Consider the following 26554-nt stretch of genomic DNA (forward strand, 5'->3'; position numbering starts at 1 on the left):
CGCGCATGATAAAATTTGGGTCCAAGAATTTGTAATCATGCACGCTAGCGAAAGAACAGGCTTTGAATACTTCCGATTTGGCTCAAGAGCTTCCTACCCGACTGGTGATCGCCTCGCGCGAAAGCCGCCTTGCCATGTGGCAGGCGGAGCACGTGCGCGCGCGGCTGTCGGCCTTGTATCCGCAGTGTAGCGTAGAAATTCTGGGCATGACCACGCGCGGCGACCAGATCCTGGACCGCACCCTGTCCAAGGTGGGCGGCAAGGGCCTGTTCGTGAAGGAGCTGGAAGTGGCCATGGCCGAGGGCCGCGCCGACCTGGCGGTGCATTCGCTGAAGGACGTGCCGATGGAGCTGCCCGAGGGTTTCGCGCTGGCCGCCGTGCTGGAACGCGAAGACCCGCGCGACGCCTTCGTCTCCAACGACTATGCCTCGCTGGACGAGCTGCCGGCCGGCGCCGTGGTGGGCACCAGCAGCCTGCGCCGCCAGTCGCTGATCGCGGCGCGCTATCCGCACCTGGTGATCAAGCCGCTGCGCGGCAACCTCGACACCCGGCTGGGCAAGCTGGACCGCGGCGACTACGCGGCCATCATCCTGGCCGCCGCCGGCCTGAAGCGCCTCGGCCTGCCGCAGCGCATCCGCGCGCTGCTGGAACCGGAAACCAGCTTGCCGGCAGCCGGGCAGGGCGCCATGGCGATTGAAATCGCCGAGCGCACGGACGGCCTGGACCTGATGCGCCTGCTGGCGCCGCTGAACCACCTGGCCACCGCGCAAGCCGTGACGGCCGAGCGCAAGGTGTCCAAGGTGTTCGGCGGCAGCTGCCAGGTGCCGCTGGCGGCCTACGCCACGGTGGACGGCGACACGATGCACCTGCGCGCCATGGTCGCCACGCCGGACGGCGCGCGCATGGCCACGGCCGAGGTGCGCGGCGTGGCCGCCAGCGCCGAGCAGCTGGGCCAGGACGTGGCCGAACTGCTGCGCCAGCAGGACGCGGTCGCCATTCTCGCCTGCTGCCTGGCCGATGCCGCCGCCGCCGACGCTGCGGCCGCCAATCCGCAGGCCGCGCCGTCCGATGCGCGCCGCAGCGATCCGCAGCCCGGCAGCCCCGAAGACATCGCCTACACGCAGCCCGGCGAGCCGACCGGCGGCCGGTCCGGCGTCTGACGCGCGGCACGCCAGCACCGGATGCCCGCCACCGTCGTCATCACCCGTCCTTTAGCGCAGGCGCAGCCGCTGGCCGCGCGCGTGGCTGCGCTCGGCCGCCCGGTCGAAGTGCTGCCGCTGCTGGAGATCGCGCCGCTGGCCGATAACCGCCAGTTGCAGGCCACGCTGGCGCAGCTGTCCAGCTACGCGCTGGTGGCCTTCGTGTCGCCCAACGCCATCGACGCCGCTTTTGCCCACATCCCGGCCTGGCCGGCGGGCGTGACGGCGGCTGTGGTGGGCGAGGGCAGCCGCGCCGCGCTGGCCGCGCACGGCGTGACCGACGCCAACGCCCACATCGCCAGCCCGGCCAACCCGGCCCACGCCGACACCGAACACTTGCTGCAGGCGCTGGACCTGAACGCGCTGCGCGGCGCGCGCGTGCTGATCGTGCGCGGCGAGAGCGGCCGCGAACTGATGGGCGACGCCTTCCGCGCCGCCGGCGCCGACGTCACCGTGGTGGCGGCCTACCGCCGCAGCACGCCCGCGCTCACGCCGGCGCTGAGCGCCACGCTGGAGCGCCTGCTGGCGCGCCCGGCCGACTGGGTCATCACCAGTTCCGAGGCGCTGCGCGGCCTGCTGCATCTGGCAGGCCAGCTGCCCGGCGGTTCCGACGCCGTTGTAAAGTTGCAACAACAGCATTTAATTGTCCCCCATGCCCGTATTGCCCAAACGGCAAATGGGCTGGGCTTCCACAGCATCACGCAGACCGGATCAGGCGACGAACGCCTGCTGGCCGCGTTACAATCACGTCCATGAACGATTTGCCTACAAAACCCGACCCCGCAGCGCAGCCCGAACGCGCAGTGGACCAGCCGGCCCTGCTGACCGCCAGCCCGGCCGCTGGCGCCGCTTCCCCATCCCCGGCTTCCGGTGCGCCGAGCGTGACCGGCAGCCTGCAACGCCCGCTGACCATCGCCGTCGTCGTGCTTGGCATCCTGCTGGCCGCGCAGACCTGGTCGTCGCACAACCAGATGCGCAACCTGCGCGAGGAAATGGCGCGCCGCCTGCAGAAGGGGGACGCCGTCAACACCGAAACCGGCGCGCTGGCGCGCTCGGTGCAGGAAACCGCCAAGGAACTGCAGATCAAGGTCGGCCTGCTGGAAAGCCGCCAGACCGAGGCCCAGAGCCAGCAACTGGCGCTGGAGCAGCTGTACCAGGACTTGTCGAAGAACCGCGACGAGTGGGCGCTGGCCGAGATCGAGCAAGTGCTGTCGACCGCCAGCCAGCAGCTGCAACTGGCCGGCAACGTGCCGGGCGCGCTGATCGCGCTGCAGAATGCCGACCGCAGCCTGTCGCGCTCGGACAAGCCGCAATTCATCACCATCCGCCGCGCCATCGCCAAGGACCTCGACAAGCTGAAGGCCTTGCCGAGCGTCGATTCGGTGGGCCTGGCGCTGCGCCTCGATAACGTGATGGCGCAAGTGGACACCCTGCCGATGCTGGCCGACGAAAAGCCGACCCTGCCGGCCGCGCCGGAGAAGAAAACCCGCGCCGCCGCCAAGCCGGCCGTTGCCGCCAAGGGCGGCAAGGCCGCCGCCGGCGCGCCGGCCGAGGAAGGCAGCCCGTGGCTGCACCAGGCGCAGGACGTATGGAACAGCTGGAGCAGCGAAATGTGGACCGACGTGCGCCAGCTGATCCGCGTGCGCACCGTGGACACGCCGGACGCGCTGATGCTGTCGCCCAGCCAGGCTTACTTCCTGCGCGAGAACCTGAAGCTGCGCCTGTTGAACGCCCGCATGGCGCTGCTGTCGCGCAACGAGACCGCTTTCCGCAGCGACCTGATCGCCGCCCAGGAAGCGCTCAACAAGTACTTCGACACCCGCGCCAAGACCACCCAGACCGTGCAGGCGCTGCTGCGCCAGGTGCAGGGCAGCAACCTGGCGATCGAAATGCCGACGCTGGCCGACAGCCTGAACGCTGTGCGCAACTACAAAGCGAAGCCTTAAGCCATGCGTTTCTTCCTCTGGTTACTCGCACTGATGGCGCTGGCCATCGGCGTCGCCGTGACGGCGCGCTTCAATCCGGGCAATGTGGTGCTGTTCTACCCGCCGCACCGCATCGACCTGTCCCTGAACCTGTTCGTGGTGCTGATGCTGGCGCTGTTCGCGCTGCTGTACCTGGTGATCGGCGCGCTGCGCAGCACCATGCAGATGCCGCACCGCGTGGCCGCCTACCGCCAGCGCAAGCGTGAACGCGACGGCAACAAGGGCCTGCGCGACGCGCTCAAGGCGCTGTTCGAAGGCCGCTTCGGCCACGCCGAAAAGGCCGCGCTGCGCGCTTCCGAACTGCCCGAAAACGCCGGCGTGGCCGCGCTGATCGGCGCGCGCGCCGCGCACCGCATGCGCCAGAACCACCGCCGTGACAACTGGCTGGCCCAGACCGCCGGCGACAACGCGCTGAAAACCGCGCGCCTGATGACCATGACCGAGCTGCTGGTGGACGACCACCAGCCGGAAGCGGCGCTGGAAGCGGTGCGCGAGCTGAACGCCAGCGGCACGCGCCACATCCACGCGCTGCAATGGTCGCTCAAGGCGCAGCAGCAGGCCAAGAACTGGCCGGAAGTGCTGCGCCTGGTGCGCTCGCTGGACAAGCACAAGGCGCTGCACCCGGCGCTGTCGGCGCGCCTGCGCGAGCTGGCCTACAACGACCTGCTGTCGGACAAGGCGCACGACGCCGAATCGGTGCAGCGCGTGTGGTCCACCATCCCGACCGCCGACCGCCTGAAGCCCTACGTGGCCTGCCGCGCCGCCGCCGCCATGAACGCGCGCGGCCTGCACGACGCGGCGCGCGTGGTGGCGGAAGAGGCGCTGGCGGCCAACTGGGACGAGCGCGTGGTGCGCGTCTACCGCGAAGCGGCCGCCCCGGCCGGCACGCCGGCGCTGCTGGCGCAGATCGAGCACTGCGAGCGCTGGATGCAGGAGCGCCCGACCGACGCCGAGCTGGCGCTGACCCTGGGTTCGCTGTGCCTGAAGCAGAAACTGTGGGGCAAGGCCCAGCGCTACCTGGAGCAGGCCCTGTCGGACGCGGAAGACTCGCGCATGGTGCGCGAATCGCACCTGAAGCTGGCGCAGCTGCACGAAGCGCTGCAGCAGCCCGAGGAAGCCGCCAGCCACTACCGCCAGTGCGCGCTGGCCACCATCCTGTAATTCCCCAAGCCCGTCCCCGCGACGGGCTTTTTTATGTGCTTGGCGGCCACTGCTGTGAACTGTGCAGGAAGCGAATGACGTCTATGCGGCGCGCTCTGGGGCGATATCGATAGACGATGATGAATGACGTGTTGGAAATGATCAGTTCTCGCGTGCCGGCGCGTCGTCCTGGGCGGCCCAGTTCGGGATACAAGGCCAGCATGCCGGTCTGGCGGTCAATCTTTTGGTGTAATGCCAAATTAGGCCAAAGTAGGAGAAGCGGGATTGCGTTGGATCACAGTGGCGCTGCCATGGCTTTTTCCTGCTGCGGCGCACAAGTGCTGTCCACTTCGCTATAATTACGCGGTTAGACTTTCCAAAAGCAATCCCCCAGCATAGCAAACCGAGGAAAATATGAGCCTGAATAAAGTACCATCCGGCCGCGACGTGCCGAACGACTTCAACGTGATTATCGAAATCCCGATGAACGCCGATCCGATCAAGTACGAAGTGGACAAGGAATCGGGCGCGATCTTCGTCGACCGTTTCATGGGCACCGCCATGCACTACCCATGCAACTACGGCTACGTGCCGAACACCCTGTCCGACGACGGCGACCCATGCGACGTGCTGGTCATCACCCCGTTCCCGCTGATCCCTGGTGTGGTGGTGCGCTGCCGCGCCATCGGCGTGCTGAAAATGACCGACGAAGCCGGTGAAGACGCCAAAGTACTGGCCGTGCCGGTGGACAAGGTACTGCCGATCTACAAGCACTGGCAGAAGCCGGAAGACCTGCAAGACCTGCGCCTGCAGCAGATCCAGCACTTCTTCGAGCACTACAAAGACCTGGAGCCAGGCAAGTGGGTGAAAGTACAAGGCTGGTTCGGCCCGGAAGAAGCCAAACAGGAAATCCTGAACGGCGTGGCCAACTACAACAAGGAAAATGCAGAGGGCTAATTGCCGTTCTGCCGTTGCTACTGCAAAAAGCACCCGGGCCGCGAGGCCGGGTGCTTTTTTTTTCGTCAGAAGTATTTGAGCCAGGCGCTGCCGCTGGTGCGCTTGGTGTGGCCGAACCAGCGCGTGGGCAGGTAGAGCAGGGCGATCAGCAGTGCGCTGGCCAGCCATACCTGCCACACGGCGCTGAATTCATAGCGGCCCTGGCCATGCAGCGCCGCCGCTGTGAGCTGCAAGGCCAGCAGTGCGTACAGGTGCAGCAGGTAGTAGAACAGCGGCGCGCCGCCGAACACGGCGAGCATGGCGCAGGCGCGGCTCCAGGCTGCATGCCGCACCGGCTGCTCCAGCAGCGCCAGTACCAGCAGGCCGGCGCCCAGCGTCAGCAGCAGGAAGTCCAGCGAGGGCGGATACTTGGTGAAGTTCAGGAAGGACATGGCGGTGTGCAGCGCGTCTGTTCCCTGCGCCCACGGCTTGACTTCGCCGTAAATGTTAAAGGTGCGCAGCACCAGCAGCGCCGCCAGCGCGGCGCCGCCTGCCCCCAGCAGCAGGCGCGCGCGGCGCTGCGGCGCCACCGCGCGGCTGTACAGCGGCCCGGCCGCGTAGCCGAGCAGGATCACGCCTATCCACGCCAGCAGCGGATAGCTGATGCGCACCCGCACCGGCCCTTGGTCCACGATGTAGCCGCGCTGCTCCAGCACCGTCCACAGCATGGCGCCGGCGCCGCCCGGCTCGAAGCTGCTGCCGAAGGACGCCGCCAGCTGCGCCGTCGTGGGCAGGGCGTTGTGGCCCGCCACGATGAGCGCACCCAGCACCGCCAGCCAGCGCAGCGGCAGCCGGTGCAGCAAGGCCAGCGCGATCATGGACAGGCCGATGGCCCACATCACCTGCAGGTAGAGCACCGGCCCCGGCCACTTGCCGAACCACGCGAAATTGATCACCACCAGTTCCAGGAACAGCAGCAGCGCGCCGCGCTTGAGCAGGAAGCCGGTGGCGCTGCGCTGGCCTCCCGGCGGATGGGCGTAAAGCCATGCCGCAAGGCCGGTGAGGAACACGAACAGCGGCGCGCAGAAATGCGCCGCCAGCCGCGTGAAGAACAGCGCGGGAGGCGTGGCGGCGGCGTCCATCGGGTCGCTCACCTGGTGCTGGAGGTAGAAGGTTTCGCGCACATGGTCCACCGTCATCAGCAGCATGATGATGCCGCGCAGGATGTCGATGGAGGCCACGCGCTTGCTGTGCATTGCCAGGTTCATATCGGTTCAGCTTCAAAAACGGTAGGACAGTGTAGCGGTAATGGTGCGCCCGGCGCCGGGCGCGACCCACAGCGGGCTGTAGGCGCTGGCGTAGTAGGCGCGGTCGAACAGGTTGTCCACGTTGAGCGCAAGGCGCAGCCGGGGCGAGGGCGCATACGCGGCCAGCAGGCGCGCCGTGGTGTGCGCGGGCAGGCGGAAGCCGCTCGAGGCGGCAACGTCGCCCAGCCGCTCGCCCACGTAGTTCAGGCCCGCGCCCAGCGTGAAGGCGGCGCCGCTGCCGCCGCTGCTGATGCCGCCCCCGCCGCCGCCAAGGCGGAAGGTTTGCGCCAGCAGCACGTTGGCGCTGTGGCGCGCCACGTTGGGCAGGCTGCTGCCGGTGCGGATGGTGTTGTCGCCCTTGGTCACGCTGGCGTCCGTGTAGGCATAGGCGCCGGACAGCCGCAAGCCCCCCGCCAGCTCGCCGGACACGTCCAGCTCCAGGCCCTTGCTGCCCACTTCGCCGGCCGGAATGGCGAAGTCGGTGTTGGCTGGATTGGTGGTCAGCACGTTCTTCTTGGCGATGTGGTACAGCGCCAGGGTGGCGTTCAGGCGGCCGTCCGCCGTGTCGGCCTTGGCGCCGATCTCGTACGAGCGGCTTTCCTCGGCCGGGAAGGCCTGGTTGGTGATGCTGATGCCGCTGTTGGGGCGGAAGCCCTTGGCCGCGCTGGCGTACAACGAAAGCGCCGCCGCCGGCTGATACACAAAGCCCACGCGCGGACTGGTGGCGCTCAGGGCCTGTTCATTGCTGGCCGCGGTGCGCCGGTTCAGCACCTGCTGGCGGTAGCTGTCGCGCCGCACGCCCAGCAGCGCCTTCCACTGCGCGCCCAGCACCAGCTGGTCCTGCAGATACACGGCGTGCGCGCGCTGGTGCTCCAGGGTGTCGATGGACAGCGCGAGCGGATCGGCCGCGGCGCCGTACACCGGCGCGTAGATATCGATGGCGTAAGCGTTGGATGCGCCCGGATTGCGGCGCAGTTGCAGGCGTTCGTCGTCGAAGCGGTAGGCGTCCACGCCGAACAGCAGGTTGTGCACCACCGCGCCCGTGGTCACGCGGCCCAGCAGTTCGGCGCGCGCCGAGCGGTCGGTGGCCGAGAAGTCGCGGTAGCGGCGCTGGCGTCGCAAGGTGCGGCCGTCGGCCAGCAGGTTGTTCGCTTCGCTGGAGTAGCCGGCCAGCGAACTGTCGCGGTAGGACAGGCCGGTTTGCAGCGACCACGCGGCCGACAGCTCGTGCTGCACGAACAGCTGGTGGCCCAGCGACTTGACCGTCATGCCGCCGTCGCCCGGTTCGCCGAGGAAGCGCGAGACCGGCACGGCGCCCAACTGGCCGTTGACGGCCAGCACGCCACGGTCGAACGGGGAAGTCTGGCGCGCAGCCTCCACTTCATAGGACAGCGTGGTGGCGGGGCCGATTAGCCAGAGCAGCGACGGCGACAGGAAATCGCGCTCGCTGTGCAGCGTGTCGCGGAAGCTGTCGCCTTGCTGGTGGGCGGCGTTCAGGCGGAAGGCCAGCGTGTCGCTGATTGGACCGGTCAGGTCGGCCGCCGTGCGCCACGTCCGGTGGCTGCCGGCGGACGTCTCCACGCTGTACTGCGGCGCGAAACGCGGCTTGCGCGTGAGGATGTTGACGGTGCCGCCCGGGTCGCCGCGCCCGTACAGTGCCGAGGCCGGCCCCTTCAGGATCTCGACCGACTGCGTGCCGGCGATGTCGCGCATGCCGTTGTAGCCCCGGCTGGAGCTGAAGCCGTTCACCATGTAGTCGGAGCCGAAATTCGGGTCGCCGGTGAAGCCGCGCATGGCGTAGCTGTCCCACAGGCCGCCCAGGTTGCTTTGCTGCGAGATGCCGCTGGCCAGTTCCAGCGCGGACGACAGCGAAGTCGCGCCGGCGTCGCGCAGCAGATCGGAGGTCAGCACGCGCACGCTTTGCGGCAGGTCCTGCAGCAGCGCGTCGGTCTTGGTGGCGCCGGCCGCGCTCAGGCTGCGGTAGTTCTGGCGCTGCGCGCTGACGGTGACGCTGTCGGCCGGCGCAACGCCGCCGGCTGGCGCAGTGGTATCCGCCGCGATCGCCGCGCACGGCGCCAGGCAGGCCGCCATCGCCGCGATGGTGGTCTTCTTGAAGTGCTTCATTCGTCGCCGCGCTCCCATTCCGGGAACGGGTCGGCCAGGCTGCGCCAGCCGGCCATGCCGGCCGCCATTTCGGCGTCCGTCAGCAGCGAGGTCTGGAAGGCAAGCTCGATCGCCGCGCGGTCCAGCGCCTGGCCGATGAACACCACTTCGTTGACGCGGTCGCCGAACGGCTCCTGCCAGATGGCTTCGATTTCGGCGCGCTGCGGATCGCCTTGCGGCGGCCAGCGGTCCCTGTCGCCGGCGGCCCACCACTGGCCCACCGGTTCCACGCTGGCGATGCGGCCGGCCAGCGAATACGCCACCGCCCAGTCGGGCCGGGTGGCAAACCAGACATAGCCCTTGGCGCGCAGCAGGCCGGGAAAATCGCGCCCCAGGTAGGCGTCGAAACGTTCCGGATGCAGCGGCCTGCGCGCGCGCAGCACGAAGCTGGAGATGCCGAATTCCTCGGTCTCCGGCGTGTGTTCGCCGGCCAGCGCGCGCGCCCAGCCGGCCATGCCGCTGGCGCGCTCCAGGTCGAACTTGCCGGTGCCCAGGATGCGCTTCAGCGGCAGGCGCCCGCGTTCGGCGAACGCCAGTTCTGCGGCGGGGTTCAGCGCGATCAGCGCGGCCTGCACTTCGGCCAGTTCCGCCCGCGTCACCAGGTCGGTCTTGTTGATGACGATGACGTCGGCGAATTCCACCTGTTCCGCCAGCAGCGAGGGCAGGGTGCGCTCGTCGCCTTCGCCTGCGGTTTCTCCGCGGTTGGACAGGAAATCGGTGCTGCGGTAGTCCGGCAGGAAGCAGCGCGCGTCCACCACCGTCACCATGGTGTCGATGCGGGCGATATCGTTGAGCGAGTCGCCTTCTTCGCTGCGGAAGTCGAAGGTGGCGGCAACCGGCATCGGTTCGCCGATACCGGTCGATTCAATCAGCAGATAGTCGAAGCGGCCCTCGGCCGCCAGCTTGCGCACTTCCAGCAGCAGGTCTTCGCGCAGGGTGCAGCAGATGCAGCCATTGCTCATTTCGACCATGCGCTCGTCGGTGCGCGACAACGACGCGCCCGCGCCGGCGGTGCCGGAGGCGATCAGCGCGGCGTCGATATTGACCTCGCTCATGTCGTTGACGATGACGGCGACGCGCAAGCCTTCGCGGTTGGCCAGGATGTGGTTGAGCAGGGTGGTTTTGCCTGCGCCGAGGAATCCTGAGAGGACTGTGACGGGCAAGCGGCTGTCGCGGGTGAGTGGCATGGAGAGGCCTTATTAATGCAAGAGGGTTGCAATAATAGTGCAGCCCGGCAGTTAACGCAATCAAGTTGCATTAATGGCGAAAAAAAAGCTTACTTCTTGCTGCAGCGCGGGCAGATGCCCTTGATGAGGAAGTCGACTTCTTCGCCCACGAAGCCTTCCGGCATTTTCACGCGGCGCGGCAGCGGCACGTCGTTGAAGCAGGTGACGGCGTCGCAGCTGTTGCACTGGAAATGGGCGTGCTCATGGTTTTGCTGGACGGCGCCGGCCGAAAAGCGCCATACCTGGTCGGCGCCGGCGATGCGGTGCGCCAGCCGGTTTTCGGTCAGCCATTCCAGCACGCGGTACAGCGTGACGGCATCCAACGGCTCGCCCGGCAGGTGGCCATGGATCTCGTGATGCGTCATCGCTTCCTTCTGCTTGAGCAGATAAGCCAGTACCCGGGTGCGCGGCTGGGTCAGGCGCGCACCGGTGTCGCGTATCAGCGATTCGGCTTGGGTGGTATAGGAGGTCTGGGGCATGATGGCATGGGCACGGTTTACCCGTGCATTTTAGCACGCATGCTCAGCATGCAGGCCCAGCGGCGGTCAGGCGGCCATCGCCAGGCAGGCTTGCGCGCAGTGCCGGCAAGCGTCCGAGCAGACCTGGCAGTGGTCCATTTCGTGGGTGCCGCACTCTTCGGCGCAGGCCTCGCAGATTTGGCAGCACAGCTTGCACGCCGCCGGCGCGAACCGGCTGCCCCTGCCCATCAGGGCCGCCGCCAGCCTGCAGGTCTGGGCGCAGTCCATGTCCAGCGCAATGCACCTCGCCATGGCGCCGACATCCTGCTCTGCAAGGCAGGAGGCCGCGCAGTTGTCGCAGGCGGTGGCGCAAGCGTTGCACGCGTCGATGCAACTCTGATAGCTCTGCTGGTCCATGGTGTTCTCCCCGTACGTGGCTCAATGTGGAACAGTGTAGCGGGGAGCCGCCGCTCGGCTGCGCACGATTCCGCCTGGAAGGGAGGCGTGCGCTACGCCATGAATTCCAGCAGCACGCGGGTAAATGCGGCCGGCGCCTCGACGTTGGAGATGTGCGAGGCGGGCAGGACGGCTATCCGGGCGCCGGGAATGGCGCTGCGCATGGCCTCGGCGTCGGCGACGGTGGTGACCGGGTCCGCCGCGCCGGCGATGATGAGCGTGGGCACGTTGATGGCGTGGATGCCGCCGCGCAGGTCGGCGCCGGCCAGGGCGTCGCAGCAGGCCGCGTAGCCTTCGTAGTTCTGGCCGCGCAGCCGGTTGGCCATGGCGTCGGCAGCGGCCGGCTGGCGCTGGACGAATTCCGGCGTGAACCAGCGCGAGGCGGCGCTGTCGGCGATCGTTCCCAGTCCCTGCGCGCGCACGGCGGCGGCGCGGGTTTGCCAACCGTCCGCCGTGCCGACCCGCGCGGCCGTGTTGGCGAGCACCAGCTTGCCGAGCCGGCGCGCGGCGTGCACGCCCAGCCACTGGCCGGTAACGCCGCCCATGGACAGGCCGCAGAAGTGCGCCTGCCCGATGTCCAGGTGGTCCAGCAGCGCCACCACGTCCGCGCCCAGCTGGGCGATGGAGTAGGGGCCGGCAGGGCTGGCGGACAGGCCATGGCCGCGCGTGTCGTAGCGCACCACGTGATATTGCCCGGCCAGCGCATCGGCCTGCGCCTGCCACATGCTCAGGTCCGTGCCGAGCGAGTTGGAAAACACCAGGGCCGGCAGGCGGCGGTCTCCGTCCGTACGGTAATGGAGGCAGGTGTCGTTGATGAGTGCGATAGGCATAGTGGTACTCAGATGTTGGTGATGGCCGGTCTGCGTTTCAGGACCAGGTAGGCGAACAGGCCTATCAGGATGCCCCAGAACGCCGAGCCCAGGCCGAGGAAGCTCATGCCGGATGCCGTGGCGAGGAACGTGATGACCGACGCTTCGCGGTGCTGCTCTTCCTCGATGGCGCCCATCAGGTTGGACGTGATGGCGCCCAGCAGCGCCAGGCCGGCCAGCACCGCCACCAGTTCTTTCGGCAGGCTGGCGAACAGCGCCACGATGGTGGCCGCCATGGTGCCGCCGATGATGTAGAACACGCCGTTGGCCATGCCCGCCACGTAGCGGCGCGCCGGATCCTCATGCGCGTCCCTGCCGGTGCACAGCGCGGCCGTGATGGAAGCGATGACGATGGTGATGCCGCCGAAGCAGGCCACTGCCAGCGAAGCGAGGCTGGTGGCGCCCATCACCGGCCTGGCGCTGGTCTGGTAGCCGGACAGTTTGAGAATGGCCATGCCGGGCAGGAACTGGCCGCTCAGGCTGACCAGCACCAACGGCACGGCGAAGCTGAAGGTGGAGCGCCAGCTCCATTCGGGCTGTATCCATTGCGGCGCGGCGGCGGCCAGTTGCACGCCGCCGAGGTCCGCCGTCCCGGTGCCCCAGGCGATCAGCGCGCCGGTCAGCATCACCACCACCACGGCGTAGCGCGGCACGAATTTTTTGCACACGATGTAGCTCACCACCATGCCCACCGCCAGCACCGGCAGCGTGGCGATGGACTTGAAAGTGTTGACGCCGAACTGGAACAGTATGCCCGCCATCATGCCGGCCGCCAGGCCTTTGGGGATATGGCGCAGCAGCTTGTCGAAGGAGCCGGACAGGCCGATCAGCAGTATCGCGGCGGCCGCCGTGATGTAGGCGCCCACTGCCTCGTTGATGCTCATGGCGGGGAACAGCGTCACCAGCAGGGCGGTGCCGGGCGCGGACCAGGCGGTGATGACGGGCGTTTTCAGGCGCCAGCTGAGCCACAGGCCGGACAGGCCCGCGCCCAGCGAAATGGCCCAGATCCAGGACGACATCATCGCTTGCGAGGCGTGCGCCGCGCTGGCCGCCTGGAAGAAGATCACCAGCGGCCCGGAATACGAGATTACCACCGCCAGGAAGCCCGCCAGCACGGCCGACAGCGACCAGTCCCTGAACCGCGCCATGGCCCGCTCAGCCCTGGTCGCCGCCACCGACCGGCAGCACCGTGCCGGTGATGTAGCTGGCTTCGTCGGAGGCGAGGAACAGGATGGCGCGCACCTGCTCGTCGATGGTGCCGTAGCGGTGCATCAAGCTGCTGGCGATGGTCTGGTCGACGATGCCCTGATACCACCCCTGTTCCTGTTCGCTGAGCGGCTTGGGATTGCGCGGCACCTTGCGCGGCGGCGCCTCCGTGCCGCCGGTGGCCACGGCGTTGACGCGGATGCCGTCCTGCGCGTGCTCCAGCGCCAGGCTGGCCGTCATGGCGTTCACGCCGCCCTTGGCCGCCGAGTAGGGAATGCGGTAGATGCCGCGCGTGGCGATCGACGACACGTTGACGATCACGCCGTGCTGCTGCTCTATCATGGAAGGCAGCACCGCGTGGCAGCACCACAGCGTGGGGAACAGCGAGCGGCGGATTTCCGCTTCGATCTGGTCCGCCTCGTACTCCTGGTAGGGCTTGGCCCAGATGGTGCCGCCCACGTTGTTGACCAGCACGTCGATGCGGCCGAAGGCGGCGACGGCGGCGCGGGCCAGTTCGCGCGCGCCGGCGTGCGTTTCCAGGTCCACCTGGCAGGCGATGGCCCGCGCCGCCGGGAAGCCGGGTTTCGACTTTATCTCCGATTGCACCTCGGCCAGCACTTCCAGCACCAGCGACGAACGGTCCGCCAGCACCAGCGAGGCCCCTTCGCGCGCCGCTTCCAGCGCCACGCCGCGTCCTATGCCCTGTGCCGCGCCGGTGACGATGACGACTTTGTCCTTGAATCGCAAACTCATTTTTATGCTCCGCTGCTGGCCGAGAATTTCTCGAAATAGAAGTTAGCCGGCGTCACGCCCACGTCGCCCAGCCAGGAACGCACCGCGTCCACCATCGGCACCGGGCCGCACAGGTAGACGTCGGCGTCGCCGCCGTTCAGCCAGGAAGGCTCCACGTGGTGCGTGGCGTAGCCCTTGCGCGGATGCGTGCTTTCCTGTTCTGCCACGCAGGTGACGTAGCTGAACTGCGGATGCGCGGCCGCGATGCGGTCCAACTGCTCCAGCGCCACCAGGTCGCAGTCGCGGGTGACGGCGAACACCAGCCGCACCGGCTGCGGGAAGCCGTGCGAGGCCAGCACCTCCAGCATGGACAGGAAGGGCGCGATGCCCGTGCCGCCGGCCAGCATCAGCACCGGCCGCTGCACCGGGCGCAGGTAGAAGCTGCCGAACGGGCCCGAGAATGCGATCTGCTGGCCCGGCTGTGCCGAATCAGACAGGTAACTGCTCATGCGGCCGCCAGGCACGTTGCGCACCACGAAGGAGGCCAGCTGCGAGCCGGGCACGGAGCTGAAGGAATAGGAGCGCGTGAGCGCGGTGCCGGGAACATCCACGTTGACGTACTGGCCGGGCAGGAAGTCCAGCGCGTCCGGCTGCGTCAGCTCCACCGAGAAGCGCAGCGTGGACTCGGACAGCTTTTCCACCGAGGCGATGCTGCCGGGGTGGCTGGCCGCCGCCGTTTTGCAGGACGCTGAGGTGGCGGGGATCTTCACCACGCAGTCCGAGGTGGGGCGCATCTGGCAGTTCAATACATAACGCTGCTCCGCGTCTTCCTGCGTCAGCGCGTCGTCGATATAGCCGGAGGCGGGCATGTCGTAGCTGCCCGATTCGCACAGGCCACGGCAGGTGCCGCAGGCGCCGTCGCGGCAATCCAGCGGAATGTTGACCTTCTGGCGGTAGGCCGCGTCGGCCAGCTTTTCATTGGGGTTGCAGCTGATGAAGCGGGTCACTCCGTCTTCGAACTGCAGTGCGATGGTATGGCTCATGTCCGTGCTCCAGACTTTAAATATGGTAAATATCGATGACCTGATTGATGTAGTCGTTTTTCAGCACGACGTACTTGTTCAGGATCTTCGGCGCCGCGCCGGAAAAGTCGATCACGTAGCGCGACATGCCGAAGTAGCTGTAGTCAGTCTTGTAGCGGTGGCTCAGCGTGTGCCAGTTGAAGCGCACCGTGCACACCGCGCCTTCCTGCTTCTCCAGCTCCACGTTGGCGATGTTGTGGCTGGTGCGCGTGTCCGGCATGGTGGCGCTGGAGCGCTCGGTCTTGATGCGGAACACGCGGTCTTCCAGCCCCTGGCGGGTGGGGTAGTAGATCAGCGAGATTTCGCGCTCCGGGTCCGAGACCAGGGTGTCGTCGTCGTCCCACGCCGGCATCCAGAACTGGGCGTCCGCGTGGTAGCACTCCAGCCACGCATCCCACTGTTCGTCGTCCAGCAGCCGGCTTTCGCGGTACAGGAAGGCTGCGATGCCGTTAATGTCGATGCTGCTCATTTCTGCTCCCCCTCGGCGCGCAGCGCCTGCTTCATCACATCCAGCCAGTAGCGGTGCTGCACCGTGTACAGGCCTTCATCCTCGGTCTTCACGCCGCTCATCACCGGCTGCAGGCCGATTTCCCTGGCCGCGTCGTCCGCGCCCTCGATCCAGTGGGTGGAGCCGCGGCACATGTCGTTCCATTCCATGGCCTTGCCGGCATAGCCCTGCTGGCAGGCGCGGAATTCCTCCAGGTCGTCCGGCGTGGCCATGCCGCTCACGTTGAAGAAGTCCTCGTACTGGCGGATGCGGCGCGCGCGCGCTTCGGCCGGTTCGCCCTTCGGCGCGATGCAGTAGATCGTCACTTCGGTCTTGTTCACCGAGATGGGACGCAGCAGGCGGATCTGCGACCCGAACTGGTCCATCAGGTAGACATTGGGATACAGGCACAGGTTGCGCGAGCGTTCCACCATCCAGTTGGCGGTGGCGGTGCCGAACTTGTCCGCATACTCGCCGTGGCGCGGATAGTTGGGCCGGTCCTGCGGGTTGGCCCACTTGGTCCACAGCAGGATATGGCCCTGCTTGAAGGCGTAGAAGCCGCCGCCTTGCTTGCCCCATTTGCCGGCGTCCATGGCCTTGATCTTGTCTTCGCGGCCATTGGCGGCATCGGCTTCGGCTTCCTTGCGGCGGTTGGTGGTGGCCGCGTAGTTCCAGTGCACGGCCGAGACGTGGTAGCCGTCCGCGCCGTTCTCGGCCTGCAGCTTCCAGTTGCCCTCGAAGGTGTAGGTGGACGAGCCGCGCAGTACTTCCAGGCCGTCGGCCGACTGGTTCACGATCATGTCGATGATCTTGGCCGCTTCGCCCAGGAACTCGGACAGCGGCGCCACGTCTTCCTTCAGGCTGCCGAACAGGAAGCCCTTGTAGTTCTCGAAGCGCGCCAGCTTCTTGAGGTCGTGCGAGCCTTCCTTGTTGAAGCACTCGGGGTAGCCCGCGTCCTCCGGGTCTTTCACCTTCAGCAGCTTGCCGCTGTTGTTGAAGGTCCAGCCGTGGAACGGGCAGGTGTAGGTGGCCTTGTTGCCGCGCTTGTGGCGGCACAGCTGCGCGCCGCGGTGGCTGCAGGCGTTGATGAAGGCGTTCAGCTCACCCTGGCGGTTGCGCGCGATGAACACCGGCTGGCGGCCGATGTGGGTGGTGTAGTAGTCGTTCACATTGGCGACCTGGCTTTCGTGCGCCAGGTAGATCCAGTTGCCTTCGAAGATGTGCTTCATCTCCAGCTCGAACAGGGCTTCGTCGGTGAAGGCGGCGCGGTGCAGGCGGAAGTCGCCTTTTTCGTGGTCTTCCACCAGGTACTGGTCCAGCGGGCGGGCGCCGGACGAGGCGGCGTTCACAGGGATGATGGGAATCGTGGTGCTCATGACGTTCTCCCGGTTCAGGCGGCGGCGCGCGCGCGTGCCACTTCGGCTTCCGGCGCGGCTGGACGTTCGCCGTACAGGCGGAAGTCGAAGTCGATGCTGGAATAGGGCTGGCGCAAGTCTTTCTGCGCGATGGCGGCCGGATCGGTCACCTTGTTCACGGCCGGCACCAGGCCTTCGCGGCTGGCGAAGGCGAAGTCGTCCCACAGGTACTCGTCGCCGTCGATGTTGATCTGCGTGGTCAGCTTGCGGTGGCCGCCTGCGCTGACGAAGAAGTGGATGTGGGCCGGGCGCTGGCCGTGGCGGCCCAGCTGGTCCAGCAGGCACTGGGTGCTGCCGCCCGGAGGGCAGCCGTAGCCCTTCGGCAGGATGCTGCGGAACTGGTAGCGGCCCTGCTCGTCGGCGATGATGGTGCGGCGCAGGTTGAAGTGCGACTGCGAGGCGTCGAAGAAGGAGTAGTTGCCCATCAGGTTGGCGTGCCACACTTCCACCTTGGCGCCCGGCAGCGGCTTGCCCGCTTCGTCGTACACGGTGCCCTGCATGAACAGCACTTCGGCCTGGTCGCTCTCGCTGCCGTCGTCCAGGCGCGCGAAGCCGGTGCTTTCCGGTGCGCCGGCCACGTACAGCGGGCCTTCGATGGTGCGCGGCGTGCCGCCTTGCAGGCCGGCCTTGGCTTCGGCTTCGTCGGCGCGGATGTCGAGGAAACGCTCAAGGCCCAGGCCGGGCGCCAGCAGGCCCAGTTCATTGGCCTTGCCTGCGTTGGTCAGGTATTCAAGGCCTTTCCAGAATTCGCTGGGCTGGATGTCCAGGTCTTCGATCGCCTTGCACAGGTCGCCCACCAGGCGCAGCACCACCGCCTGCACGCGCGGGTTGGCCGGGCCGGTGGCGGTGTCGATGATCCAGTTTTGTACCAGCTTGTCGATGTCGTTGTGAGTCATGTCAGTCTCCGTCTAGTGGGTTTGCTTACAGGTCGTTGGTGCGGATCGAAGATGGATGGCGGCACAAGGGCATTACCTCGATCTTCATGAACGGGAACAGCGGCAGCGTGGAGAGCAGGGTATGCAGCTCGTCGATGCTGGCGGTGTCGAAAACGCTGATGTTCGAATACTGGCCGGCGATGCGCCACAGGTGGCGCCACTGGCCGCTCGCTTGCAGTTCTTGCGAGTAGGTTTTTTCGCGCGCCTTGATGGCGGCCGCTTCGGCTTCGGGCAGGGTGGACGGGATGCTCACATCCATGCGAACGTGGAACAGCATGGCAGTTCTCCTTAATAGCGGCGCAGGCGGCCGAGTTTGTCGGTGTCGACGGCAACGCCCAGGCCATGGCCGGTGGGCACTTGCAGCATGAAGTCCTTGTAGACCAGCGGCTCCTGCAGCACTTCCTCGGTGAGCAGCAATGGGCCGAACAGTTCGGTGCCGAACGACAGATCGGCGAAGGTGGAGAACAGGTGGGCCGATGCCGCCGTGCCCACGCCGCCTTCCAGCATGGTGCCGCCGTACAGCGCCACGCCGGCCAGCTGCGCCACCGTGGCCACCTGGCCCGCTTGCACCAGGCCGCCGGACTGCGTGATCTTCACCGCGAACACGTCCGCCGCCGCGCTGGTGGCGTAGTCGTAGGCGCTGAGCGGGCCTTGCAGCGCTTCGTCCGCCATCAGCGGCACCGAGAAGCGCTGCGCCAGGCGCGCCATGGCGGCCTTGTGGTGGCCCGGCACCGGCTGTTCGATCAGGTCCACGCCGCCCGCTTCCAGCGCGCTGATGGCTTCAATCGCCTGCAGTTCGTTCCAGGCCTGGTTCACGTCCACGCGGATGCTGACCGCGTCGCCAAGGGCGCGCTTGATGGCCAGCACGTGCTGCACGTCGTCGGCCACCGGGCGGGCGCCGATCTTCAGCTTGAAGATGCGGTGGCGGCGCAGTTCCAGCATCTTTTCCGCTTCGGCGATGTCTTTGGCTGTGTCGCCGCTGGCCAGGGTCCAGGCCACCGGCAGTTCGTCGCGCACGCGGCCGCCCAGCAGCTCGCTCAATGGAATGCCGAGGCGGCGGGCTTGCGCGTCCAGCAGCGCGGTTTCGATGGCGCACTTGGCGAAGCGGTTGCCCTGGATCGCCTTGCGCAGCTTGGCCATGGCCTTGGCCACCTGGCTCGCCTCCATGCCGACCAGCAGCGGCGCGATATGGGTGTCGATATTGGTCTTGATGCTCTCGGGGCTCTCTTCGCCGTAATTCAGGCCGCCGATGGTGGTGGCCTCGCCCCAGCCCTCCACGCCGTCGCCGCAGCGCACGCGCACCAGCACCAGCGTCTGCGTGCTCATGGTGGTCACGGACAGCTTGTGCGGACGGATGGTGGGGACGTCGGCGAGGATGGTTTCTATGCTTTTGATCATATCTTATCCGTATAGTCGGTATAATTCGAAGGGATAACACCACGATAAACCCTTGAAAAAGTATCGTCCAACACTGTTTTGGTATGAGTTTGATACCTATGAGGTATGAAGATGGAGATCCGGCATTTGCGCTACTTCCTCGCTGTGGCAGAGGAGAAGAACTTCACCCGCGCCGCGCACCGGCTGTTCATCGCACAGCCGCCGCTTAGCCGGCAGATCCAGCAGCTGGAGGAGGAATTGGGCGTGGCGCTGTTTGAAAAAGGCTCGCGGCCCTTGCGGCTCACCGAGGCCGGCGCGTTTTTCCAGGCGCACGCGCAAGTCCTGCTCGACAAGATGGCCGACCTGAAGACGATGACGCAGCGCGTCGGCAAAATCGAGCGCACGCTGTCGATCGGTTTTGTCGCGTCCACCTTGTATGGCCTGCTGCCGGAGATCGTGCGCCGCTTCCGCGCCCAGTATGAAAGCGTGGAGATCACGTTCCATGAGTTGACGACGATGGAGCAGATGCGCGCGCTGAAGGAAGGCCGCATCGATGTGGGCTTCGGCCGGGTGAAGTCGGAGGACGCGTCGGTGCGCCGCATCCTGCTGCGCGAGGAACGGCTGATCGTCGCCATGCCGGTGGGCCACCGCCTGGCGGCACTGGGCCGGCCGCTCAGGCTGCGCGAGCTGGTGGAGGAAACCCTGATCGTCTACCCGCGCAATCCGCGCCCCAGCTTCGCCGACCAGGTGCTGGCCATTTTCAGCGACCGCGCGCTGCATCCCGAGCATGTGATGGAAGTGCGCGAACTGCAGATCGCCATCGGCATGGTGGCGGCTGGGCAGGGCATCTCCATCGTGCCGGACAGCCTGCAGGGCATGAAGCGCACCGACGTGCAGTACGTCGAGATCGACGACAAGCACGCGGTGTCGCCCATCCTGTTCAGCATCCGGCTGATGGACCGGTCGGAAGAGCTGCGCAACATGTTACAGATTATTTACGACGTCTACGAGTCGCGCGGCATCCCGCACGTCAAGGAAGAGCTGTAGCTTAGGCTGTAGTTTTGGCTGCGGCCGCGGCTGCGCCTTGCACCGTGGCGCCGTGCGTGGCCGATGCCGGCGCTTTCTGGCGGATCAGCGACACGGCGACGACCGCGATGGCGGCGGGGATCGCCATGGCCATGAAGTTCTGCTCCAGCGGCAGCTGCATGCCGACCAGCGTGCCGATGACGATGGGCGCCAGGATGGCGCCGCTGCGGCCCACGCCGGAGGCCCAGCCGATGCCGGTGGCGCGGATCGCCATCGGATAGAACTGGCCCGCGTAGGCGTAGGTGACGATCTGGGTGCCGATGGTGGAGGCGCCTGCCAGGCCCACCAGCAGGAACAGCACTTCGGTGGGCACCTTGTAGCCCAGCAGCGTGATCGACACGCCGGCCAGCGTGTACATGCCGATCAATACGTGCTTGATGTTGAAGCGGTCCGCCAGCCAGCCGCCGCCCACGGCGCCGATCACCGCGCCGAAGTTCAGCACCAGCACGAAGGTCAGCGCCGAGCCGAGGCTGTAGCCGGCGCTGGCCATCAGCTTGGTGAGCCAGGAACTGAGCGCGTACACCATGAACAGGCACATGAAGAAGGTAATCCAGAACATCACGGTGCTGAAGCCGCGCCCGTCCTGGAACAGCTTGCGGATAGGCGCGCCCGCTGCGCTGTCGGCGGCGGGGATGGTGAAACGGTCGCCGGCGCCGGCGCGGTAGGACGGTTCCATGCGCGCCAGGATGGATTTCAGTTCATCGAAGCGCTGTTCCTTGATCAGGAAGGGCATCGATTCCGGCAGCGACTTCAGGATGAAGGGGATCAGCAGCACCGGCACCCCGGCCGCCAGGAACACCGACGACCAGCCATAGGTTTCGATCAGGCCCTTGCCCAGCAGGGCTGCCAGCATGCCGCCCACGGCGTAGCCGCTGAACATCAGCGTGACCATGGTGGAGCGGATTTTCCTGGGCGAGAACTCCGTCATCTGCGCCACCACGTTGGGCATCACGCCGCCTATGCCCAGGCCGGCCAGGAAGCGCATGGCGCTGAAGCTGTAGGGATCGGTGGCGAAGCCCGCTGCCGCCGTGAACACGCTGAACAGCGCAATGCAGATCGCGATGGCCAGGCGGCGGCCGATCTTGTCGGCCACGGTGCCGAGGAAGATGGCGCCGAACATCATGCCGAATAGCGCGGAGCTGACCATGAAGCCGGCATTCTGGGCCGTGACGCCCATTTCTTTCATGATGGACGGCAGGGCGATGCCGGCGACGGCCAGGTCGTAGCCGTCACAGATGATGATGATGGCGCACCAGAACAGGACGCCGGCGTGGAAGCGGTTGAAGCGCGCCCCGTCCGACACTTTGTGAACGTCGATTTGCTGCATGGTTTGGTCTCCTTATGGCCCGGTTAGTTGTTTTGAAATGGGACATTCGGAGCATAGATATACCTTGCAGCGCCGTCCAAGACCGATTTGGTAGCCTTTTGATACCTGCCGGGTATCGCCAGGGCCAGCGCGCCGACGGACTTTTTTTCTTGACCTTGGCGGCAAATCGCCGATACTATTAAGCGTGCGGTAATCAATCATTTGTTCGATAAGCGAACAGAACAGGAGCAGATATGATAGACAAGACATACGAATCCCTGCAGCGCGCCGTGGCCGACGTGCATGACGGCGCCACCGTCATGATCGGCGGCTTCGGCAACGCGGGCATGCCGTCGGCGCTGATCGACGCGCTGATCGCGCAAGGCGCGCGCGATCTCACCATCGTCAACAACAATGCCGGCAACGGCGAAACCGGGCTGGCCGCGCTGCTCAAGGCGGGCCGGGTGCGCAAGATCATCTGCTCCTTCCCGCGCCAGGCGGACTCGCACCACTTCGACGCGCTGTACCGCGCCGGCAAGATAGAACTGGAATTGACCCCGCAGGGCAACCTGGCCGAGCGCATCCGCGCCGCCGGCGCCGGCATCGGCGGCTTCTTCACGCCCACCGGCTACGGCACCCTGCTGGCCGAGGGCAAGGAAACGCGCTTGATCAACGGCCGCCACTACGTGCTCGAAGCGCCCATCCACGCCGACTTCGCGCTGATCAAGGCGCTGCGCGGCGACCGCTGGGGCAACCTGGTGTACCGCAAGACGGCGCGCAACTTCGGCCCCATCATGGCCATGGCCGCCAAGACCACCATCGCCCAGGTGCAGGAAGTCGTCGCGCTGGGAGAACTCGACCCCGAAGTCATCGTCACGCCCGGCATCTTCGTGCAGCGCGTCGTCAAGGAGAATGCATAATGCAGCGCTATACCCGAGACCAGATCGCCGCCCGCGTGGCGCAGGACATTCCTGAAGGCGCCTACGTCAACCTCGGCATCGGCTTGCCGACCAAGGTGGCCGACCACCTGCCAGCCGAGCGCGAAGTGTTCCTGCACAGCGAGAACGGCCTGCTCGGCATGGGCCCGGCGCCCGCCGAAGGCGAGGAAGACGAAGACCTGATCAACGCCGGCAAGCAGCCGGTGACGCTGCTCACCGGCGGCGCCTACTTCCACCACGGCGACTCCTTCGCCATGATGCGCGGCGGCCACCTGGACGTGTGCGTGCTGGGCGCCTTCCAGGTGTCGGCCGGCGGCGACCTGGCCAACTGGCACACCGGCGCGCCGGACGCGATACCCGCCGTGGGTGGCGCCATGGACCTCGCCATCGGCGCCAAGCAGGTGTTCGTGATGATGGACCACCAGACCAAGAGCGGCGAAAGCAAGATCGTCCCGCAGTGCAGCTACCCGCTCACCGGCGTCGCCTGCGTCAACCGCATCTACACCGACCTGGCCGTGCTGGACGTGACCCCGGCCGGGCTGGTGGTGCGTGAAATGGCCGAAGGCCTGAGTTTTGAAGAACTGCAGGCCGCCACCGCTGCGCCGTTGCTGCCTCCGCCGCTGCTGCAATCCAACTGAGGACAGAATATGAAACATGCATACATCTGCGACGCCATCCGCACCCCGATCGGCCGCTACGGCGGCGCCCTGAAAGATATGCGCGCCGACGACCTGGGCGCGGTGCCGCTGCGCGAACTGATGCGCCGCAATCCATCGGTGGACTGGCGCGCGGTGGACGACGTGATCTACGGCTGCGCCAACCAGGCCGGCGAGGACAACCGCAACGTAGCGCGCATGTCCTCGCTGCTGGCCGGGCTGCCGCTGGAAGTTCCCGGCTCCACCGTCAACCGCCTGTGCGGCTCGGGCATGGACGCGGTGGGCACGGCGGCGCGCGCCATCATGTCCGGCGACGCGCAACTGATGATCGCCGGCGGCGTGGAATCGATGACGCGCGCTCCCTTCGTGATGGGCAAGGCCGACGCCGCCTTCTCGCGCAGCGCCGCCATCTACGACACCACCATAGGCTGGCGCTTCCCGAACCGCCTGATGAAGGAACTGTACGGCACCGACGCCATGCCGGAGACAGCGGAAAACGTGGCCGACGATTTCAACATCAGCCGCGCCGACCAGGACCGCTTCGCACTGGCCAGCCAGGAGAAAACCGCGCGCGCCCAGCGCGACGGCCTGTTCGCCGATGAAATCGTGCCGGTGCAGATCCCGCAGCGCAAGGGCGACCCGGTGCTGTTCGGGCAGGACGAGCACCCGCGCGCCACCTCCATCGAGGCGCTGGCCAAGCTGAAAGGCGTGGTGCGGTCGGACGGCAGCGTCACCGCCGGCAACGCGTCGGGCGTGAACGACGGCGCCTGCGCGCTGCTGCTGGCCAGCGCGGAAGCGGTGAAGCAGCACGGCCTCACGCCGCGCGCCCGCGTCCTCGGCATGGCCACCGCCGGCGTGGCGCCGCGCGTGATGGGCATCGGCCCGGCGCCGGCCACGCAGAAGGTGCTGCGCCAGCTCGGCATGTCGCTGGACCAGATCGACATCATCGAGCTGAACGAAGCCTTCGCCTCGCAAGGCCTGGCCGTGCTGCGCGAGCTGGGCCTGCGCGACGACGACCCGCGCGTCAATCCGCTGGGCGGCGCGATCGCGCTGGGCCACCCGCTCGGCATGAGCGGCGCACGCCTGGTCGCCAGCGCCATGTACCAGCTGGCGCGCACCGGCGGCCGCTACGCGCTGTGCACCATGTGTATCGGCGTCGGGCAGGGGATCGCCATCGTCATCGAACGCGCTTAATTTCACTTCGGCCTGTGCGGCCGGGAAAGCGCCGGCGGACAGTGGCCGGAAGTGACGCGTTCCGCGCGTGCTGCGGCGCGCCCGCCGCCGTGCTATCGTGCGGCTGGGCCGGAGCATGCCGGCGGACGAGACGGGAGCGCGGGTGTTTTCAGTTAATGTGGGGCCGCTGGTGCTGCAAGCCAGCCATTTGCTGCTGGCCATGGCGTTCGGCATCGCCGCCGGGGTGGGCTACCTGGTGGGCCGCAAGAACAAGGTCAATGTCACCGGCATCTTGCTGGACATGGCGCTGGCCGCCGTGGTGGCGGGCCGCATCGCCTTCGTCGGGATGCGTTTCGACGACTTCCGCAGCGCGCCGTGGTGGGCGGTGTTCGATATCCGCGACGGCGGCGGCAACTGGCCCGCCGCGATTGCCGGCGCGCTGGCGGTCGGCGCCTGGCGCTGCTGGCGCAAGCCGCAGCTGCAGGCGCCGCTGGGCGCCGGCCTGATCGCGGCGGTGTTCGCATGGGACATGTCCGGCTCGGCCATCGCGCTGCGCAGCCCGCAGGGCGCCGCCGCGCCGGCCGCCATCCGGCAGTTCGCCGGCGGCAAGCCGATGGTGGTGAATTTCTGGGCCAGCTGGTGCCCGCCGTGCCGGCGCGAGATGCCGGTGCTGGCCAGGACGCAGCAGCAGCGCGGCGACGTGGCGTTTGTGTTCGTCAATGAAGACACCGAAGCGGTCGCGGGGCGGCAGTTCCTGTCCGAGCACGGTTTCGCGGTGGCCAACGCGGTACACGACGCGGACGCGAAGATCGCCCACGCGGTGGGCGCCTCCGCCTTCCCGACCACGCTGTTCTATGGCGCCGACGGCAAGCTCGCCAGCCTGCACATCGGCGAGCTGTCCCAAGCGTCGCTCAACGCCTACCTGGAGAAGATTGCCCGGCCGCGGTAATCTGTTTGTAATGCGGGGGTCATGTTGGGGTCATGCGCTGCTTTCTATACTGGGTTCTTTACCACAGAGAAGGAAACGACCATGAAACGCTCAATCCTGGCGGCTGCGGCCGCAGCCCTGCTGGCCGGCGGCGCCGCCTTCGCCGCGCCATCCGATGCTACCGCTATCGCCGCAGCTCCTTCGGTCCGCAACGTCGTGCTGGTGCATGGCGCCTACGCCGACGGCTCCGGCTGGAACGAAGTCATCGCGCGCTTGCAGAAGGCCGGCTTGCATGTGACTTCGGTGCAGAATCCTCTGACTTCGCTGGCGGACGACGCCGAAGCCACGCGCCGCGTGCTGGCCCTGCAGGACGGTCCAACCATCTTGGTGGGCCATTCCTGGGCTGGCACTGTCATCAGCGAGACAGGCAACGATCCGAAGGTGAAGGCGCTGGTCTATGTGGCCGCGCGCGCCCCGGATGTGGGCGAAGACTACGGCGCCCTGGCGGCGCAGTTTCCCGCGCCGCCTGCCAGTGCGGGCTTGGTCAAATCGCCGGACGGCTACGCCCAGCTGAGCGAAGAAGCGTTTGTGCGTGATTTTGCGGGTGACCTGGATCCGGCGCAGGCGCGAGTGCTGTACGCGGGGCAGGGCCGCATCTCGCAGACGCTGTTCGCCGGCCGCACCACCCAGGCAGCCTGGAGGACCAAGCCAAGCTACTACGCCATTTCGCTGCAAGACCGGACAGCCTCGCCCGAATTGGAACGCTACGTGGCCAAGCGCATGGGCGCCAGGACGATAGCGCTGGAGTCCAGTCATGTGTCGATGATTTCGCACCCTGATGCGATCGCAGACCTGATCCTGGAGGCCGCCAAATAGAGCGGAATGCAGCGCATCGAACGCCGGATGCCCCGGCGCGCCACGGCAGGACTGTGGCGCGCCGGGGCTTTTCTTCGTTCGCGCAAGCGGGACGCAAAAAGGCACGGCGGGCGCTGGGCGCCGGCGGTGCAGGAGGGTGTTGCGTGGCGTTGCGCCAGCCGTGTGGCTGGCGCCAGGCAATCAACGGTACAGCGGGTTGGCGCCGACGTAGACAATGACTTTCGGGTCCACGCTGCCGGCCGGGGCGATTTTCGCCAGGTTGAAGGCGCTTTCGCCCGTGAGCGTGTCAAAATGCCAGGTGAAGCTCGCGCCGTCGACGGTTGTGAATTCAACGGTGTCGCCATTGTCGACGTTGACGCCGGCGGTGGCCGGGGTCAGCGCGATGTGGCGCTGGGCGTTCGACGGCGCCACAGCCTTGCCGTAGATGGCGTTGCCGCTGGTGGCGGCGAAGGCGCCGGATGCCGTGACTGCCAGGGCGGCGGTCAGTGCGGCCATGCGAATTGCGTTTAACATGATGTAGTCCTTTGGTTGGAGTGGTTTGGAACGGTTCCCATGCTAACGGCGTGCCACTGACGCGAAGATGACGCGCGAATTACAGATTTGTAATCCAAGCGGATT

28 protein-coding genes are annotated in these 26554 nt (G+C 67.0%); 11 read left to right on the forward strand and 17 right to left on the reverse strand.

Annotated features, from left to right (window positions below):
* Positions 1–62: 62 nt before the first annotated feature.
* The 4 genes from hemC to AC56DV_RS20955 are packed head-to-tail and all read left to right on the forward strand — an operon-like array spanning position 63 to position 4345.
* Complete coding sequence (gene hemC / locus AC56DV_RS20940) at positions 63–1160, forward strand: hydroxymethylbilane synthase (protein ID WP_496316158.1); 1098 nt, start codon at positions 63–65, stop codon at positions 1158–1160.
* A 21-nt stretch (positions 1161–1181) separates the two neighbouring features.
* On the forward strand, positions 1182–1955 hold the full coding sequence (locus AC56DV_RS20945; RefSeq protein WP_496316159.1) for a uroporphyrinogen-III synthase: 774 nt from the start codon (positions 1182–1184) through the stop codon (positions 1953–1955).
* A complete protein-coding gene (locus tag AC56DV_RS20950) occupies positions 1952–3145 on the forward strand; it encodes a uroporphyrinogen-III C-methyltransferase (RefSeq protein ID WP_496316160.1) in 1194 nt (397 codons plus the stop codon). The genes AC56DV_RS20945 and AC56DV_RS20950 overlap by 4 nt, the downstream gene beginning before the upstream one ends.
* A gap of 3 nt (positions 3146–3148) precedes the next feature.
* Complete coding sequence (locus AC56DV_RS20955; protein WP_496316161.1) at positions 3149–4345, forward strand: heme biosynthesis protein HemY; 1197 nt, start codon at positions 3149–3151, stop codon at positions 4343–4345.
* A gap of 31 nt (positions 4346–4376) precedes the next feature.
* Here AC56DV_RS20955 and AC56DV_RS20960 read toward each other — a convergent pair whose 3' ends face one another.
* Positions 4377–4583: a type II toxin-antitoxin system RelE/ParE family toxin gene (locus tag AC56DV_RS20960; RefSeq protein WP_496316162.1), complete on the reverse strand. Its 207-nt coding sequence runs from the start codon at positions 4581–4583 to the stop codon at positions 4377–4379.
* A gap of 155 nt (positions 4584–4738) precedes the next feature.
* Between AC56DV_RS20960 and ppa the strand changes: the two genes are divergently transcribed.
* Positions 4739–5281, forward strand: coding sequence for an inorganic diphosphatase (gene ppa / locus AC56DV_RS20965; RefSeq protein ID WP_496316163.1), 543 nt, complete (start codon positions 4739–4741; stop codon positions 5279–5281).
* 65 nt (positions 5282–5346) lie between these two features.
* Here ppa and AC56DV_RS20970 read toward each other — a convergent pair whose 3' ends face one another.
* From AC56DV_RS20970 to AC56DV_RS21035, 14 genes are all read right to left on the reverse strand, one after another.
* On the reverse strand, positions 5347–6528 hold the full coding sequence (locus tag AC56DV_RS20970) for an acetyltransferase domain-containing protein (protein WP_496316164.1): 1182 nt from the start codon (positions 6526–6528) through the stop codon (positions 5347–5349).
* A 12-nt stretch (positions 6529–6540) separates the two neighbouring features.
* Positions 6541–8691, reverse strand: a complete 2151-nt coding sequence (locus AC56DV_RS20975; protein ID WP_496316165.1) for a TonB-dependent siderophore receptor — start codon at positions 8689–8691, stop codon at positions 6541–6543.
* Positions 8688–9917, reverse strand: a complete 1230-nt coding sequence (locus AC56DV_RS20980; RefSeq protein WP_496316166.1) for a GTP-binding protein — start codon at positions 9915–9917, stop codon at positions 8688–8690. The genes AC56DV_RS20975 and AC56DV_RS20980 overlap by 4 nt, the downstream gene beginning before the upstream one ends.
* An 89-nt stretch (positions 9918–10006) precedes the next feature.
* A complete protein-coding gene (locus AC56DV_RS20985; RefSeq protein ID WP_496316167.1) occupies positions 10007–10435 on the reverse strand; it encodes a Fur family transcriptional regulator in 429 nt (142 codons plus the stop codon).
* 66 nt (positions 10436–10501) lie between these two features.
* The gene (locus AC56DV_RS20990; protein ID WP_496316168.1) at positions 10502–10831 is read right to left on the reverse strand and encodes a four-helix bundle copper-binding protein; all 330 of its coding nucleotides are present in this window, start codon (positions 10829–10831) and stop codon (positions 10502–10504) included.
* Between the two features lie 92 nt (positions 10832–10923).
* A complete protein-coding gene (pcaD, locus tag AC56DV_RS20995; RefSeq protein WP_496316169.1) occupies positions 10924–11700 on the reverse strand; it encodes a 3-oxoadipate enol-lactonase in 777 nt (258 codons plus the stop codon).
* 8 nt (positions 11701–11708) lie between these two features.
* Positions 11709–12887, reverse strand: a complete 1179-nt coding sequence (locus tag AC56DV_RS21000) for a benzoate/H(+) symporter BenE family transporter (RefSeq protein ID WP_496316170.1) — start codon at positions 12885–12887, stop codon at positions 11709–11711.
* A 7-nt stretch (positions 12888–12894) separates the two neighbouring features.
* A complete protein-coding gene (locus AC56DV_RS21005) occupies positions 12895–13698 on the reverse strand; it encodes a 1,6-dihydroxycyclohexa-2,4-diene-1-carboxylate dehydrogenase (protein WP_496316171.1) in 804 nt (267 codons plus the stop codon).
* A gap of 2 nt (positions 13699–13700) precedes the next feature.
* Positions 13701–14720: a benzoate 1,2-dioxygenase electron transfer component BenC gene (benC, locus tag AC56DV_RS21010; RefSeq protein ID WP_496316172.1), complete on the reverse strand. Its 1020-nt coding sequence runs from the start codon at positions 14718–14720 to the stop codon at positions 13701–13703.
* A gap of 16 nt (positions 14721–14736) precedes the next feature.
* Entirely contained in the window at positions 14737–15228 is a 492-nt protein-coding gene (benB, locus tag AC56DV_RS21015) for a benzoate 1,2-dioxygenase small subunit (RefSeq protein ID WP_496316173.1), read from the reverse strand.
* Entirely contained in the window at positions 15225–16622 is a 1398-nt protein-coding gene (gene benA, locus AC56DV_RS21020; RefSeq protein ID WP_496316174.1) for a benzoate 1,2-dioxygenase large subunit, read from the reverse strand. Before benA ends, benB begins: the two co-directional genes overlap by 4 nt.
* 14 nt (positions 16623–16636) lie before the next feature.
* Positions 16637–17557, reverse strand: a complete 921-nt coding sequence (gene catA / locus AC56DV_RS21025) for a catechol 1,2-dioxygenase (RefSeq protein ID WP_496316175.1) — start codon at positions 17555–17557, stop codon at positions 16637–16639.
* A 25-nt stretch (positions 17558–17582) separates the two neighbouring features.
* Positions 17583–17873 carry a muconolactone Delta-isomerase gene (gene catC, locus AC56DV_RS21030; protein WP_496316176.1) on the reverse strand — a complete coding sequence of 97 codons (291 nt, stop codon included), beginning with the start codon at positions 17871–17873 and terminating at the stop codon, positions 17583–17585.
* Positions 17874–17884: 11 nt separating this feature from the next.
* On the reverse strand, positions 17885–18994 hold the full coding sequence (locus AC56DV_RS21035; RefSeq protein WP_496316177.1) for a muconate/chloromuconate family cycloisomerase: 1110 nt from the start codon (positions 18992–18994) through the stop codon (positions 17885–17887).
* Between the two features lie 111 nt (positions 18995–19105).
* Between AC56DV_RS21035 and AC56DV_RS21040 the strand changes: the two genes are divergently transcribed.
* Positions 19106–20020, forward strand: a complete 915-nt coding sequence (locus AC56DV_RS21040) for a LysR family transcriptional regulator (protein WP_496316434.1) — start codon at positions 19106–19108, stop codon at positions 20018–20020.
* A gap of 1 nt (position 20021) precedes the next feature.
* Here the strand turns inward: AC56DV_RS21040 and AC56DV_RS21045 are convergent, their stop codons facing one another.
* On the reverse strand, positions 20022–21386 hold the full coding sequence (locus AC56DV_RS21045; protein WP_496316178.1) for an MFS transporter: 1365 nt from the start codon (positions 21384–21386) through the stop codon (positions 20022–20024).
* A gap of 233 nt (positions 21387–21619) precedes the next feature.
* Between AC56DV_RS21045 and AC56DV_RS21050 the strand changes: the two genes are divergently transcribed.
* The 5 genes from AC56DV_RS21050 (at position 21620) to AC56DV_RS21070 (ending at position 25936) form a co-directional block, all read left to right on the forward strand.
* Entirely contained in the window at positions 21620–22285 is a 666-nt protein-coding gene (locus tag AC56DV_RS21050; RefSeq protein ID WP_496316179.1) for a 3-oxoacid CoA-transferase subunit A, read from the forward strand.
* A complete protein-coding gene (locus AC56DV_RS21055) occupies positions 22285–22941 on the forward strand; it encodes a CoA transferase subunit B (RefSeq protein ID WP_496316180.1) in 657 nt (218 codons plus the stop codon). Before AC56DV_RS21050 ends, AC56DV_RS21055 begins: the two co-directional genes overlap by 1 nt.
* Before the next feature lie 9 nt (positions 22942–22950).
* Entirely contained in the window at positions 22951–24153 is a 1203-nt protein-coding gene (gene pcaF, locus AC56DV_RS21060) for a 3-oxoadipyl-CoA thiolase (protein WP_496316181.1), read from the forward strand.
* Positions 24154–24295: 142 nt separating this feature from the next.
* Positions 24296–25081 carry a redoxin family protein gene (locus AC56DV_RS21065; RefSeq protein WP_496316182.1) on the forward strand — a complete coding sequence of 262 codons (786 nt, stop codon included), beginning with the start codon at positions 24296–24298 and terminating at the stop codon, positions 25079–25081.
* A gap of 81 nt (positions 25082–25162) precedes the next feature.
* Complete coding sequence (locus AC56DV_RS21070) at positions 25163–25936, forward strand: alpha/beta fold hydrolase (RefSeq protein WP_496316183.1); 774 nt, start codon at positions 25163–25165, stop codon at positions 25934–25936.
* A gap of 180 nt (positions 25937–26116) precedes the next feature.
* Here AC56DV_RS21070 and AC56DV_RS21075 read toward each other — a convergent pair whose 3' ends face one another.
* Positions 26117–26449, reverse strand: a complete 333-nt coding sequence (locus AC56DV_RS21075) for a CzcE family metal-binding protein (RefSeq protein WP_496316184.1) — start codon at positions 26447–26449, stop codon at positions 26117–26119.
* Positions 26450–26554: the final 105 nt, after the last annotated feature.

The sequence above is a fragment of the Massilia sp. BGA-UO-ETr-WB1 genome, assembly GCF_059567845.1.